The organism is Actinomyces urogenitalis DSM 15434 (assembly GCF_000159035.1).
Taxonomy (GTDB): Bacteria; Actinomycetota; Actinomycetes; order Actinomycetales; family Actinomycetaceae; genus Actinomyces; species Actinomyces urogenitalis.
Genome location: NZ_DS999574.1, coordinates 588159 through 602314, shown reverse-complemented (window position 1 = coordinate 602314; position 14156 = coordinate 588159). Strand labels below are relative to the sequence as shown.

The window sequence follows — 14156 nt, the reverse complement described above, 5'->3', positions numbered from 1 at the left end:
TCGGCCCGCTCGACCTGGGCGGTCAGGCGGGCCACACCGACCAGCCCGGCCTGGCCGGGCGTCACCGGGGCAGCCAGCGGCTCACCGCCGGCGCCCAGCAGGTCGACGCCCAGGCGTACCTCACGCAGGCGCGAGCCGGTCCAGCGCTCCAGGCGCACCGGCTTCCAGATGCCCGCGGTGATCGTGATCGGCCCCCAGTCCCACCCGAAGGAGCAGGAGGCCTTACGCACCATAGAGAAGGGGACGGGGTAGGCGGTGGGGTAGTCGCCGTAGCGGCGGGTGCGCTCCTCGGCGACGTTGAGGGCTGAGGTGAAAGCGATGACGAGCTCGTTGCCCTCCTCGCGCAGCAGGTGGGTGACGTCGAAGCGGTAGGAGCGGAACTGGTTGTCCGTGCGTCCCAGCTCGGTGCCGTTGAAGGCGACGACGGCGATCGTGTCCAGCCCGTCGAAGGCCAGCTCAGCGTGCTCGCCCGCTGCCAGCGCGGCGGCGTCGAAGGTGGTGGCGTAGCGCCAGTCGCAGCGCCACATCCACTTCAGCCGCTCCTCGTTGTCCCCGTCCAGAGGATCGGGGATGAGGCCGGCGTCCAGCAGGTCGGTGTGGACGCAGCCGGGGACCGTGGCCGGGACGGTGGCGGGCAGGCGGAGGCGGGCGGCGAGGTCGGCAGGGACCGGGCCGTCCAGGAGGCTGAGCTGCCAGCCGGAGTCGAGGGTGGTCGAGGTGAGCATGGGGACTCCTTGCCAGGTGCGTGGTGGGCGAGAAGAAATGGGATGGTAAGAAGCGGGTGCGGCGAGAAGCCGGGCGTGGCGGAGACGAGGTCAGCGAGAGTGGCGGTGCGTCCAGGCGCAATCTTTCCTTAGTTACTTAACTAAGTGCAAGAGGCCGGGTATCCCCGGTCTTCTGCTCAGCGCACGCCGGCGGCCCGCCCAAAGGACCCAACCGATCCGAGGCCCCGACACCCCACCGCCAACAACCCACGCATCCCCCGCAGGACCAGCCCTGCGCCCATTGGTACGTGTTTCCACGACCGCCAAGCGCCCACCAGGCCTCCAGGAGCACGCCACAATCAGAACCCCACGCACACATCACCCACAGCACACCACAATCACCACCCCACCAGCCCGACACGCACGCCCGAACGTCCCACATCCGGCAGGAGCACCCTCCCCACCCATTGGCCCAGGCTGACCGCCCACATCCTCAACGCCAACCTCACCACACACCCTCCCCTCCCATGCGCCCGGGCTCCACAGGCGGCTCCCGTGACAGGGTCATCCACAGACCTCGCCAGGCCCAGATGCGTCGTGCCGGCGACCATGGGCATGCTGCAGGCGGCTCCACCACAACCGGACAGGACACCTCTCATGCCGCCTCTCACCACCAGCACGCTGCCCGCCGTCATGCCCACCTCCGCATGGGCGTCTTCGCCGCCACCGGAGGCGGTGCGCATCACCCGGGGCTTCTACCTCCTCCCCGTCGCCGACCCACCTGTGTGGAAGCAACGTCGCGAGATGACCCTGGCTCGCTTGGCCGCCGTCGTCGATCGCTACCCCAGCACCATCGCCTTGTCTCATGAGTCGGCCGCGCTCCTCCACGGCGCCGTCCTGCGAAGCCACGAGCCTGACATCCATACGATCCAGACCACGCATCAGCACCGCAGCACCGTCGTCATGCCTGACGTCATCTACGGCGGCAAACGCACGCGCTCGGCGCCCCGCAGCGGCACCCGCCTGACCAGCAACGAAGTGGACAGCGGCCCCGTCCGTCTACATCGCCGCCTGCGGACCAGCCTCGACGACGTCTCGGTCACCCATATTGCCGGCCTGCCAGTGACCGACATCAGCAGCACCCTGCTGGACTGCCTGCTGGACCTGCGCCCGATTGACGCCCTGGCGATCGGCGACTCGCTCGCCCGGATCATGGTGGACGCCCAGCGCTTCCACGAGGAGGAGGCGACGCAGAGGTGGAACATCAGACGCGTTGAGCTTGACGAACGCCTCAGACGCCTGGCTCGCCGCCCCGGTAAGGCTCGCGCGCGCCGGCTCCTGCGGCTACTGAATCCGCTCGCAGAGTCCTGGGGAGAGAGCGAGCTGCGGTTCATCCTCCTCACAGCCGGATTCCCCGAGCCCGTCCTACAGAAGCAGATCGAGGCTGACGGGCGGTTCTACTTCATTGACATCGCCCTGCCTGGCCTCATGCTCGCTATCGAGTTCGACGGCAAGATGAAGTATGACGGCGAGAACGCTGACGTGCTCTACGGGGAGAAGAAGCGTCAAGACGCGCTGCACCGCGCCGGTTGGGATGTGATGCGCGTGCGGTCCGAGGAACTGCGCCGCCCCGAGCAGATCGTGGCCAACCTCCTGCAGCGCCTCCCCCACGATCACAAGCTGCGTCTGCGGCCCTGCCGGTGGCTAGGTTCCCTCCCCACGGCGCAATGACCAGGCTGCTGCCTGAGGACGACGGCGCAGTCCCCAGGCGCAATGACCAAGCGCCACTCCTCTGAGAACGGCCTTCCACGATTGGGGCGTGCCTCCCAGAGCCCGGGAAGCACGCCCCAATCGCAGATACACGCACCAATCGCCAAAGCGCGGCGCAGCAGACCTCTCAGGCCCCGACCAGCGCGCTGATGGCCGACTGGAAGATCTTCAGACCATCCACACCCGTGCGCGGACCCGCCGCAGAGTCCGGTCCGAAGCCCGGCTCGACGGCGTGCTCGGGGTGAGGCATGAGGCCGACGACGTTGCCGCGCTCGTTGCGCACGCCGGCGATGTCACGCGCCGAACCATTGGGGTTGGAGCCGGTGTAGCGGAAGACCACCAGGCCCTCCCCCTCCAGCCGGTCCAGCTCCTCGGGCGAGGCAATGAAGTTGCCCTCACCGTTCTTCATGGGGATGGTGATCTCGTCGCCAGCCTCGAAGAGGTTGGTCCACGCTGTTGTAGTGGACTCGACCCGCAGCCCCTGCTCGCGGCAGATGAACTTCTGGTGGTCGTTACGAATCAGGGCGCCGGGCAGCAGGTGCGCCTCGGCCAGGATCTGGAAGCCGTTGCAGATGCCAAGCACGGGCATGCCCTTGCCGGTTGCCTCGATAACCTCGTCCATGACCGGAGCGAAGCGCGCGATGGCACCGCAGCGCAGGTAGTCGCCGTAGGAGAATCCGCCGGGCACCACAACGGCGTCGACGCCGTGGAGGTCAGCGTCCTTGTGCCACAGGGAGACCGGCTCTGCGCCGGCCAGACGCACGGCCCGCAGCGCGTCGACGTCGTCGAGCGTGCCGGGGAAGGTGATGACGCCGATGCGGGTCACGCCTGGGCCCCCTCGTCCTCAGCGCGAACGGAGACGACGTCCTCGATGATGGGGTTGGACAGCAGCTTCTCGGCCGCCTCGGCCGCGGCGTCCAGGTGAGCCTGCGTGACCGGGCCGTCAACCGTCAGCTCGAAGCGACGCCCCTGGCGCACTGCGGTGAACTGGTCGAATCCGAGCCGCGGCAGGCTCCCAACTACGGCCTTGCCCTGGGGGTCAAGAATCTCGGGCTTGGGCATGACCTCGACGACGATACGTCCCATCGGTTCTCCTGGGTGCGGGTGGGCGGAAGAGGGTCCGGGCCCAGCCTACCCGGCCAGGTCACGGCAGGCCCAGCCAGCGGGGCACCAGCAGCAGCGACGACGGCGCCCGCCTTCGCCCGCCACCTCACCAGCTCCGCGGGCAGCGCGGCGGGCGGCGGTGACCACCGCCCGCCGGTCCTGGGTTACAGGGCGAGGGCGTGGCCGGTCAGGCGCTCGTAGGCCTCGAGGTAGCGGGCACGGGTGCGCTCAATGACGTCGTCCGGAAGCGCCGGGGGCTGCTGGCCGCTAGAGCGGTCCCACCCGGAGTCAGGTCCGGTAAGCCAGTCCCGCACGAACTGCTTGTCAAAGGACGGTGTGACCTGCCCAGGCACCCACTCGTCAGCCGGCCAGAAGCGAGAGGAGTCGGGGGTGAGGACCTCGTCTCCCAGAACCATCTGGCCGCTGGCGTCGCGACCAAGCTCGAACTTGGTGTCCGCCAGGATGATGCCGCGCTCGCGCGCGATGTCCGCGGCGGCGCTGTACAGACGCAGCGTGACCTCGCGCAGCGAGGAGGCGGCCGACTCACCCACCATCTCAGCCACACGCTCGAAGCTCACGTTCTCGTCATGATCGCCGAGCTCAGCCTTGACGGCCGGCGTGAAGACCGGCTCCGGCAGGCGCGAGGCCTCGGTCAGCCCCTCAGGCAGGGGGACGCCGCACACCGCCCCTCCCGCGCGATACTCGGCCAGTCCCGAGCCGGTGAGATACCCACGAGCCACGCACTCGACCGGGTACATCTCCAGGCGCTGGCAGATCATGGCGCGCCCAGCGACCTGCTCCGGTACCTCAAGAGACACCAGGTGGTTGGGAATGATGTCCGCCAGCTGCTCGAACCACCAGGCAGATAGAGCGGTAAGGACCTTGCCCTTGTCCGGGACGGGGGTGGACAGGATGTAGTCATAGGCGCTGATGCGGTCTGAGGCGACGACGAGGAGAACGTCCTTCCCCGCCCAGGGGCCGTTATCCGCCGGGACGTAGACGTCCCGGACCTTGCCGGAGGACAGGTGCTGCCAACCAGGCAGGGCGGGGGCAGCGGGGATAACAGGCTTGGTCGCGCTCATAGGGCCATCCTAGAGTGCCCCTCCGACACAAACCCGGCACGATCGACAAGCAGCCGGTGGAAGCCACGGACGCCGCCGCTCGCCTTGCAGGAGGCGGGCGACAGCGTCGTAGTTCGTGAGACCGGACAGTGCTGGATCAGCGGCCCAGTGCGATATCGGTGCGGTACTGGGCGCCGTCGAGGTGGATATGGGACAGCGCCTCGTAGGCACGAGCGCGCGCGTGCTCCACCGTGTCCCCCAGGGCGACGACGGACAGCACGCGCCCGCCGGTGGCGACGAGCTCGCCGTCGTCATCCAGTCCGGTGCCGGCGTGCAGGACGTGGACGCCGGGCTGCGCCTCGGCCTCCTCGATCCCGGTAATCCGCCCGCCGGTGGTGACGGTGCCGGGGTAGCCCGGGGCGGCCAGGACCACGTCGACGGCGGCCTGCTCGGACCAGGTGGGGGCGGGGACCTCGTGGAGGGTACCCGTGGCGGAGGCGAGGAGCAGCTGGGGCAGCGAGGAGGTCAGGCGCGCGAGCACGGCCTGGGTCTCGGGGTCGCCGAAGCGGACGTTGAACTCCACCACGCGCAGGCCGCGGCTGGTCAGGGCCAGGCCGCAGTAGAGCAGGCCGGAGAAGGCGGTGCCGCGACGGGCCATCTCGTCGACCACGGGCTGGGCGACCTCGGCGACGACCTGCTCGGTCAGGTCCGCGGGCGCCCAGGTGAGCGGAGTGTAGGAGCCCATGCCACCGGTGTTGGGGCCTGCGTCGCCGTCTGCCAGGCGCTTGAAGTCCTGGGCGGGGGCGAGGGGGCGGACGGTGGCGCCGTCGCAGACGCAGAAGAGGGAGACCTCAGGACCGTCGAGGTAGTCCTCGACGACGACGCGCCCACCCTCCTTGGCCAGGCAGGCCAGTCCGTGGGCGAGGGCGGCGGCGCGGTCCTCGGTGACCACAACACCCTTGCCGGCGGCGAGCCCGTCATCCTTGACAACGTAGGGGGCGCCGAAGCGGTCGAAGGCGGCCTCAAGCTCAGCCTGGGTGGTGCATACGGCAGCTTCGGCGGTGGGAACGCCGGCGGCCTGCATCACCTCCTTGGCGAAGGCCTTGGATCCCTCGAGGCGGGCTGCCTCGGCGCCGGGGCCGAAGACGGGGATGCCGGCCTCGCGCAGGGCGTCGGCCACGCCTGCCACCAGCGGCGCCTCGGGACCGACGACGACGAGGTCGGCCTGCATCTCGACGGCGAGCTGGGTGACCTCGGTGGGCGAGGTGGGGTCCGCCTTGATGTTGGTGGCGACGGCGGCGATGCCGGGGTTTCCGGGGACGGCAATGAGCTCGGTGGTCTGCGGGTCTGCGGCGAGGGCACGGGCGAGGGCGTGTTCGCGGGCGCCGGAGCCCAGAAGGAGGATCTTCACAGGGTCAGGGTAGCGGGGTTGGGCGCACGGACGGCGAAACAGGTGGGGCCGACACACATCGAATGCCTAGATGGCCCCAGTCCCGATGCCAGTCATGGACGTGGCGTCCGCAGCAGGAGCCGAGGAGACCGTCGGGGTGTCGTTGCCAGCCACGATGAGATATCCGAGCGATACCGCGAGGAGGACGGCGCCAACCAGGGCCACGATGCCCCAGATAAGCAGCCAAGACCTCGGCTTGCTGGGAGTCTCAGACTCAGTCTCAGCGGCAAGACTGTGGTCAGCCTCGACGTCGGAGACATCGGGGACGCAGAAGGAGGTAGGGGTTCAGTCATGCGAGTCTCCTTGGAACGGGAAAAGAATGGGCTCGGGGCCGGTAGGTCTTCCTACCGGCCCCGAGCCCTATTCACGGTGTTCTGTCACAGGTGACAGAAGCCTGAATCAGGCGTTGCGGCGACGGGCGAGCACCGCACCGGAACCGACCAGACCGGAGGCCAGGACGGCGATGCCGAGGCCGGCACCAGTCTTGGCGAGGGTCTTCTTGCCGGACCTCTTAGCGTCGTCCTTCTTCTCGTCAGCCTTCTTGTCGGCGTCCTTGGTCTCCTCGCCCTTGGGGGACTCGGAGTCGCCCAGGGCCGGCTCAGCCTCACCCTTGAAGACGTGCGTCCAGGTCAGCTCCTCAACAGTGTTGCCGGCGGCGTCACGCAGGTAGAAGCCATCCTTGGGAACAGCCACAACCTGAACCTCGCCAGACTCAACCGACCACTTGTAGCCGGCAGGGTCGATCAGGGTGCGCGTCTCGCCATCCTTGACGAGGAAGTCATCCGCGCCCTCAACGGCGTCGAGGGCCACGCTGTTGTCCTCGTCACTGAACGTGACGCCGGGTTTCGCCTCCTCGAGCTGCTGGAACTCGGGGCCCCGGAACGCCCACCAGGGCTGGTGGCCGCGCTGACCCTGGGATCCCTCGAAGAAGGCGTTCTCCGGGCCAGTCACCTGAGCGGTAACGACGAACTGGGAGCTGGGAGCCTCAACGACCTCGCCCTCGTTGTAGGTGTCCTTGAAACCGGGGAGGACCCTGCCATTCACCTTGTCGATGATGCGGTAGACCACGGTGGCGCCATCGTCGACCGCCGGGAAGGTGATCGGACCACGCGCAACCTCATCGAAGTCGGGGCGAACCGAGTCGACGTTGATCCAGTTGATCTGCTCAACAGCCTCAACAGAGCAGTTGGCTACCTTACCGACCAGGCTAAGGTCAATGATGTCAGTAACCGTGACACTGTAGTCGAAAGCCGTGAGCGGAAGCCTGAAACCGCCAATCTCGGTGTTGCTCGTCCGGCCCGGGATGCCCGCGACCTCTACCTCGGCCACGTCACCCACATACTGATGGACCTTCCCGATCCGGTCGTCCTCACCCGAAGCCGGGGCGTCGACGGTCAGAGCGTCGCAGAGGTTGACGGGGTCGACGTCAGCAGCAGCGGTGCTCGCCCCCCGATGAGAAGGGCGGCGGCAGCGGCGGCCGCCCCGATGGACTTGGAGTGTGCTATGTGAATTCTCCTTGACAGTGAGAGTCCCTCACGATCGTGATGAGGAGGTTCCTCCCGCACCAGAGCACGAACGAAGGGATAGGTCACGCTGGGTGCGTGCTCAGGTAAAACTGAGCAAGACGTGGTACCGCAGCGCTAGTTGTTACTGGTGTGAAAACTGAGGCTCAGGTCTCACATCGGCGTGTCGCCCCGGAAAATAGGCCGAAAGGCTCATATAAGCGTCATCGCCGACGTCCGGCATCTCACAGTATGCCCCAAGGCTCACGACAGCGGGCCCATCTGAAGTCCCTGTAGCACCCCTCCCCACACCCCACTCTTGCCGCACGATGGCGGCACAGATCCACAACAAGAAATAGGACACAACGAAGGGAGGCCGCCCCATCCGGGGTGGCCTCCCTGTCTAGCCGCGAGCCCTCAGCTCACGACCTGTGGAGTGGTCAGACTCAGGCGTCCTGCTCGTCCTTGCGGCGACGCTTGCTCACCAGCACCGCGCCGGAACCGGCCAGCAGCGCCGAGAGCCAGAGCCAGCTGGTCTGCGCACCGGTCTTGGCCAGCTTGCGCAGCTGAGCACCCACCGACTTCTCACCGGACTTGCCGTCCGCCGTCGTCTTGCCATCAAGGGCGCTGGAAGCGTCATTGAGGGCCTTGAGCGCGGCGTCGACCTCAGCCTGGGTGGCGTTGGGGTTCGCGTTGACCTCGGCAGCCTCCTTCAGAGCCTCCTAGAGAGCCTGCTTGGCCCCGTCAGTGGCGTTCTTGTAGGAGTCGGCGCCACGAGCACCGTTGGCGTCGCTGATCGAGGACTGGAGACCAGACTTGTCCGTCTCCTTGCCGTCGAGCACCTTCTGGGCGTTCTCCAGCTTCTCCTTGGCGGCGTCGACCTCGGCCTGGGTGGCCTTCGGGTTGTCGCGAACGGCCTCGGCCTCGGCCAGTGCCTCGTCGAGCGCCTTCTTCGCGTCATCGGACGCGTTCTTGTAGGCGTCGGTTCCCTTGGCCGTGTTGGCGTCCGTGATGGCGTTGATCAGGCCGTCGAAGTGCGTGGCCTCGCCGTTCAGCGCATCCGCGGCGTTGGCGAGACGGTCCTTGGCGGCGTCGACCTCAGCCTGGGTGGCGTCAGAGTCCTTGAGAACCTCGTCGGCCTTAGCCAGAGCGTCCTTGTAGGCCTGCTTCTTCTCCTGAGAGGCGTTCTTGAAACCGTCGGCGCCCTTGACCTCGGACTCCTTGGCGATCTCCGCAGCAAGACCAGCCTTGTCGGTGGCAGCCTTCTCGGTGACGGCGATCTTGGCGTCGACGTTATCGATCGTGCCGTCGCTATAGGTCACGGTGACCGGCACCGTGTACGGGTCGTCCGCCACGTCGTTTGCTCCAGGAGCAGTCGTGATCGTTCCCGTCGTGGAGTCGATACTCACCCAGCTCGGCACTGCATCGCCGGCCGCACGAGTCTGCACGCCACCGAAGGCGAAAGAGGCGCCAGTCGGGATGCCCACAAAGGGCTGCCCGTCCTTCTGGAAGGTCGGCGACACCTGCTTGCTCTGGCCGGCCTCAACCGTGGTGTCCGCGTCGATAGGCTCGTACTTCTTGTTCTACGCGCGCAGTTCAACGACCGTCTTGGAGGCGGTGTCGCCGATGAAGTCCTTGGTCGCCGTGATGGCGATGGTGGTCTTGCCATCCTCGAGAAGCGTGGCGAACTGGGACAGGTCAACGGAGAACGTGCCGTCAGCACCGGTCTTCACCTGGTAATTCGTGGTCTCCTGACGCCAGTACGGGCGGGGATCAACCTTGTTGGCCGCCTGCTGCGTGTTGACCGTGACGCTGATGTAGACGTCCTGCGGGCTGCCGTCGGTCTGGTTGTCGAGGGTGTCCTTGGAGCCGTCGTCGACCGTGACCCGGCCGGTGAGCTTGTTGTCGTCGGAGAGCGCGAGCTCATCGTCGACGATGTCCACCGCGCCGTCGGCCTTCGAGAAGGTCAGACGGTTCGCGGTCTTGCCGTCGGTGTTGGCCTTGATGGCGTTCTCGGCGTCCTGGGTCGTGGACTCGAGCGAGCTCACCTTGGCCTGGCCGCGCGTGTAGCCGATCGTCATCTCGTTGATCGGCTCGGACCACTGGCCGCTGTCGAACTGCTGGCGCGAGTTGTTGACGTTCACCGTGCCGCTCGAGACGAGCCAGGTGTTCGTGCCGGTGTTCTGGGTGAGGTTGATGTCGAAGAGCTCGGGCTGGTTGACGTTTAGCGTCGCGCCGCTGCCAACGGTGATGGCGGAGAGGTTGCCTGCGCCCTGGACGGCCACCGTGAAGGCCGAGTACGGGTTGGCGTTGATCGTGGCGCCGGTGCCGAGGTTGATGATGCGGCCGCCGTAGGTGCCCACGTTCTTGGCGTCGACGTTCAGGGTCCCGCCCGGCTGGACGACGAGGTTCGAGCCGTTGAGGTCGATACCGTAGGAAACCCCGCTCGTGGGATTCTCAGCCAGCACCTTGGAGCGCGGGGCGATGGCGACGTTGGCGCCCTCTTCGACGATGACGCCGGAGCCGCCGCTCGCGATCTCAAGGACGTTGCCGGCCTCAGTGGCCAGGGTGACGTCTGCCGGCCTTGAAGATCGCCATGCCTCCCTGAATGACCTGCTGGTTGCCGCTGCTGGCGGTGTCGTAGGTCTTGCCCGTCGCCGCGTTGGTGAAGCTGACGACCGACTTGGCCTTGACGTTGCCGTAGTAGTTGATGTCACCCTTGGTGGCATACACCATCTGCGAGCCCGTGTAGGTCACGTTCTCGAAGTTGTAGGTACCCGCGTTGGAGATCATCGAGAAGTAGTTCTGGCCGTAGAGGTCCAGGTTCTTCATGGTGACGGTGACGTTCTGGCTGGTCGTCGTGCCCGTGCCCATGTTGAAGGCGTAGGTGCCGAAGTCGAGGGTGTAGCGGCCGCCCTCAGCGGACTCAATGAGGACGCTCCGCTTGCTCGCCGCGTTGTTGATCGCGTTCTGAACGGTCTTCGATCCGCCCGGCACGTCGTTGAGGTCGATGTTCGCGCCGATCTTGATGATGGGGGCCGTGCCCTTCGTGAGCGCGTCAATGAACTCCTGCGCCGTGCTGACGGTGACGGACTCACCCTGCACCACAGGTGCGGTGGCCGCCGAGGCCGCTGCCGGAGCGTCCACCGCGAAAGCCGTGCCGCCACCGATGCCACTTCCAAGCACCAGCGCGACGGTGGCGACCGAGGTGGTCACCAAGCTGAAGCGGCGCATCGAGGCGCCAAGCAGGTTCTTCTTGGGGAGCAGCTCGCCACCCTCAGTCGGGTGACCTTTCAGATCAGTCAAGTGTTCTCTCTCTGTTCGAGGTCTCGCGGACTGCCGCCTCGGTCACCCCTGAGGGAAACCTGTGCAGGGACTTCACTCCTCGTCCGCAGGGTGGGACGGCGTGACGTTACGAGGCCTTTATCCAGGGGGTCAAGGAGCGGATACGGTGTCGTATCCCATAGAGAAAACCGCGAAATACCGCCCAATCAGACGGATCATGGAGACCTATCAGAGAATGCCTCACCCTCCTTTTTCCTCGCCCTAGCAACACTCCAGACAGCAACTGGCACCCCCGACCAAAGTCGGAGGCGCCAGTTGTCTGTGAATGATCAATGAACGGTGTTCGCGCACCGTCTGACCGCACTACGCCGTCGGTGGAATCTGCACGTGGCGATGTCTACCACCAGACTTCGTCGCGGCGTGAGCCAGCACTCAGGCCTTCGCCGCAGCGATACGCTCGCGGAACTTCGCCAGCTGCGCGGTGATCTCGGCCGGGACCTTGTCACCGAACTGCTTGAAGTACTCCTCGGTGTCGTCCATCTCGGCAGCCCAGGCGTCGGGGTCGATGTCGTACATCTTGTCCCAGGCAGCCTTGTCCACGTCCACGCCCTCGAGGTTGAAGTCCTCGAACTTGGGGTAGATGCCCGTGACACCCTCGATGCCCTCGACCTCGCCGGAGGAACGGCGCACGATCCAGTCCAGGACACGGGCGTTGTCCCCGAAGCCCGGCCACAGGAACTTGCCGTTCTCGTCCTTGCGGAACCAGTTGACCTGGTAGATCTTCGGGAACTTGTCACCCAGCTTGGCCTGCATCTCCAGCCAGTGACCCCAGTAGTCGGCCATGTTGTAGCCGCAGAAGGGCAGCATGGCGAAGGGGTCATGGCGCAGCGAGCCGGCCTTGACGTCGGTAGCGGCAGCGGTGACCTCAGAGGCCACGGAGGCGCCGATGAACACGCCGTGGGCGCCCTCGTACTGCTCGGCAACGAGCGGCACGTTGGAGGCGCGGCGGCCACCGAAGAGGATGGCGTCGATCGCGACGCCCTCGGGAGCCTCCCAGTCGGGGCAGATGATCGGGCACTGCGAAGCAGGCGTGGTGAAGCGCGAGTTCGGGTGCGCGGCCTTCTTGCCAGCCTCAGAGTCGGCCTTGGTGAAGTCGTTGCCCTGCCAGTCAATGAGGTGCTCGGGCTGCTCGCCGTCGATGCCCTCCCACCACACGTCGCCATCGTCGGTCAGAGCGACGTTGGTGAAGATGGTGTTGGCCTTCATGGTGTCCATGGCCATCGGGTTGGTCTTGTAGGACGTACCCGGGGCAACACCGAAGAAGCCGGCCTCGGGGTTGATGGCGCGCAGGCGGCCGTCCTCGCCAGGACGCATCCACGCGATGTCGTCACCGACGGTCTCAACCTTGTAGCCAGCGATGGTGGGCTCGAGCATGGCGAGGTTGGTCTTACCGCAGGCGCTCGGGAAGGCAGCGGTGACGTGGTACTGCTTGCCGGACTTCTCGTCGGTCAGGCGCAGGATGAGCATGTGCTCGGCCATCCAGCCGTCGCGGCGGGCCATGGTGGAGGCGATACGCAGCGCGTAGCACTTCTTGCCCAGCAGGGCGTTGCCGCCGTAGCCGGAGCCGTAGGACCAGATCTCGTTGGTCTCGGGGAAGTGCGTAATGTACTTCTCCTCGTTACACGGCCAGGTGGTGTCCTTCTGACCCGGGGCCAGCGGGGCACCCACGGAGTGCGCGGCCGGGACCCAGGTGCGGCCCTCGTTGATGAGGTCCATGGCCTTGGTGCCGATGCGGGCCATGATGCGCATGGAGACCACAACGTAGGGGGAGTCGGTGATCTCGATACCCAGCTGGGAGATCGGACCGCCGAGCGGACCCATGGAGAAGGGGATGACGTACATCGTGCGGCCGGCGTAGGTGCCGTCGAACTTCTCGTTGAGGATCTTCTTCATCTCGGCCGGGTCGTACCAGTGGTTGGTCGGACCCGCGTCCTCCTCCTTCTCGGAGCAGATGAAGGTGCGGGACTCCACACGGGCGACGTCCGAGGGCAGCGAGCGAGCAAGGAAGGAGTTGGGACGCTTCTCCGGGTTGAGGCGGGTGAACATGCCCGACTCGACCATCTCAGAGGTCAGGCGGTCCCACTCCTCCTGGGAACCGTCGCAGAAGTAGACGTTCTCGGGCTTGCCGAGCTCCGCCAGGCGGATGGCGAAGTCGATGACGTCCTCAGGGGCATTTGCGGGGGCCGCGGCGCGGACATCCTGCGCAGACACAGTCATGGGAGTCCCTTTCATGGGTTCGTGTGACTTTGGTTGTCGGACCTATCCTCTCTCAACCCCGCGCCCAGGGCACGTCCCCTTAGGTCCCAAAGTCCCAACCCCATTCCCGCCTCGCTGGTGATTTCCGCCACATCGCAGGCTTTCACCTGCTTCACAGACCCGGCGCACCGCATTCCGCCACGAGTGAAGCAGCCTGGGTTAGCGTCATGCCGTGCTGCACGACCACCGCCTCGCCCACCACCCTGCTCGACGCCGGCCGCAGGGGCGACGCCGTCGCCTCGCCGCTACTGCGACCATGGTCCCGCTCATGCTCGCCCTCGCCAGCTGCACAGCGCATATGGACATGACAATCTCGCCTTCCGGCACCTACGACGTCACCCTGGAGATGCGGGACACCACCGGCACGGTCCTGTCCGCAGACACCGACTGCTCGAGCCTGGCCGATCCCTCCTTGGTCGGCTCCTCCTCCGGGACAGTAAGCGCCGAGAGCATCGGATCGGCCGACGACGACGCCGGGCCAGGCTGCCGCGTCACCATCCGCGGGGTGGAGGTAAGCCAGTCCTCTGAGGCTACTGGCACCGCAGCCCTGGTCACCCGCGACGGCGACCTCTACGTCGTCGACCTCACCGGGCTGGCCGCCTCCGTCACCGGAGGCGCGGACCCGGCCGCCCCCACCCAGGAGCCCGACGACGCAGCCAGCGCCCCTGCCACCCCCTCCCCCGGCACGGGCGCGGCAGAGCAGGCCGCCCCGCAGGCGACGAGCTCCCCGACGGACTCGCTAGCCGGCGTCGTCGACGCCCGCGTCTCCATCACCTTCCCCGGCGCCGTCGTCGACGCCGGAGGCGGGAGCGTCCACGGCTCCACCGTCACCTGGACGGACACCAGCGCCCTGACGGCCGGGGTGCGCGCCACCGGGCACGCCACCACCAACGAGGGACTGAGCTGGTGGGAGCGTCACGCCACCACCCTCATCGCCTGCGTGGGCGGTGCCGGGGTGCTGCTA

General features: G+C 66.8%; 13 protein-coding genes and 1 pseudogene. 2 read left to right on the top strand and 12 right to left on the bottom strand.

The features are described 5' to 3' along the window. A partial coding sequence (locus HMPREF0058_RS12585; RefSeq protein ID WP_006548110.1) for a glycosyl hydrolase 2 galactose-binding domain-containing protein occupies positions 1-725 on the bottom strand: 725 nt, incomplete at its 3' end. Between the two features lie 636 nt (positions 726-1361). Here HMPREF0058_RS12585 and HMPREF0058_RS11645 point away from each other — a divergent pair. Further along, positions 1362-2435, top strand: coding sequence for a DUF559 domain-containing protein (locus HMPREF0058_RS11645; RefSeq protein ID WP_006548108.1), 1074 nt, complete (start codon positions 1362-1364; stop codon positions 2433-2435). A gap of 166 nt (positions 2436-2601) precedes the next feature. Here the strand turns inward: HMPREF0058_RS11645 and purQ are convergent, their stop codons facing one another. The 11 genes and pseudogenes from purQ to HMPREF0058_RS02495 all read right to left on the bottom strand — a co-directional run bounded on the left by purQ (position 2602) and on the right by HMPREF0058_RS02495 (position 13153). Beyond that, positions 2602-3300 carry a phosphoribosylformylglycinamidine synthase subunit PurQ gene (gene purQ / locus HMPREF0058_RS02540; RefSeq protein WP_006548107.1) on the bottom strand — a complete coding sequence of 233 codons (699 nt, stop codon included), beginning with the start codon at positions 3298-3300 and terminating at the stop codon, positions 2602-2604. Beyond that, positions 3297-3560 (bottom strand): phosphoribosylformylglycinamidine synthase subunit PurS, encoded by a 264-nt coding sequence (gene purS / locus HMPREF0058_RS02535; RefSeq protein WP_006548106.1) that lies wholly within the window; start codon positions 3558-3560, stop codon positions 3297-3299. Before purS ends, purQ begins: the two co-directional genes overlap by 4 nt. A gap of 182 nt (positions 3561-3742) precedes the next feature. Continuing rightward, positions 3743-4660: a phosphoribosylaminoimidazolesuccinocarboxamide synthase gene (locus HMPREF0058_RS02530; RefSeq protein WP_006548105.1), complete on the bottom strand. Its 918-nt coding sequence runs from the start codon at positions 4658-4660 to the stop codon at positions 3743-3745. A gap of 136 nt (positions 4661-4796) precedes the next feature. After that, positions 4797-6050, bottom strand: coding sequence for a phosphoribosylamine--glycine ligase (purD, locus tag HMPREF0058_RS02525; protein WP_006548104.1), 1254 nt, complete (start codon positions 6048-6050; stop codon positions 4797-4799). Positions 6051-6488: 438 nt separating this feature from the next. Continuing rightward, complete coding sequence (locus tag HMPREF0058_RS02520) at positions 6489-7427, bottom strand: hypothetical protein (protein WP_034236385.1); 939 nt, start codon at positions 7425-7427, stop codon at positions 6489-6491. Positions 7428-8037: 610 nt separating this feature from the next. Then, positions 8038-8169, bottom strand: a complete 132-nt coding sequence (locus HMPREF0058_RS12580; protein WP_006548100.1) for an LPXTG cell wall anchor domain-containing protein — start codon at positions 8167-8169, stop codon at positions 8038-8040. Positions 8170-8313: 144 nt separating this feature from the next. Next, positions 8314-8613 carry a hypothetical protein gene (locus HMPREF0058_RS13415; RefSeq protein ID WP_316083638.1) on the bottom strand — a complete coding sequence of 100 codons (300 nt, stop codon included), beginning with the start codon at positions 8611-8613 and terminating at the stop codon, positions 8314-8316. 39 nt (positions 8614-8652) lie between these two features. Further along, a pseudogene (locus HMPREF0058_RS13410) lies at positions 8653-9159 on the bottom strand (Rib/alpha-like domain-containing protein); the annotation flags it as partial. A 15-nt stretch (positions 9160-9174) separates the two neighbouring features. Beyond that, positions 9175-10059: a hypothetical protein gene (locus tag HMPREF0058_RS02505; protein WP_006548098.1), complete on the bottom strand. Its 885-nt coding sequence runs from the start codon at positions 10057-10059 to the stop codon at positions 9175-9177. Between the two features lie 88 nt (positions 10060-10147). Beyond that, positions 10148-10897: a pectate lyase-like adhesive domain-containing protein gene (locus HMPREF0058_RS02500; RefSeq protein ID WP_006548097.1), complete on the bottom strand. Its 750-nt coding sequence runs from the start codon at positions 10895-10897 to the stop codon at positions 10148-10150. Positions 10898-11308: 411 nt separating this feature from the next. Next, a complete protein-coding gene (locus HMPREF0058_RS02495) occupies positions 11309-13153 on the bottom strand; it encodes a phosphoenolpyruvate carboxykinase (GTP) (protein ID WP_006548096.1) in 1845 nt (614 codons plus the stop codon). Positions 13154-13496: 343 nt separating this feature from the next. On the opposite strand from HMPREF0058_RS02495, the gene HMPREF0058_RS12575 reads away from it, so the two are divergent. Further along, positions 13497-14156: LppM family (lipo)protein (locus HMPREF0058_RS12575; RefSeq protein WP_169305805.1), on the top strand; the 660-nt coding region annotated here is incomplete at its 3' end.

Coding starts and splice junctions, on each gene's coding strand:
- HMPREF0058_RS11645 (WP_006548108.1), top strand. CDS start 1,362: ATGCCGCCTCTCACCACCAGCACGCTGCCCGCCGTCATGCCCACCTCC.
- purS (WP_006548106.1), bottom strand. CDS start 3,560: ATGGGACGTATCGTCGTCGAGGTCATGCCCAAGCCCGAGATTCTTGAC.
- HMPREF0058_RS02530 (WP_006548105.1), bottom strand. CDS start 4,660: ATGAGCGCGACCAAGCCTGTTATCCCCGCTGCCCCCGCCCTGCCTGGT.
- HMPREF0058_RS02495 (WP_006548096.1), bottom strand. CDS start 13,153: ATGACTGTGTCTGCGCAGGATGTCCGCGCCGCGGCCCCCGCAAATGCC.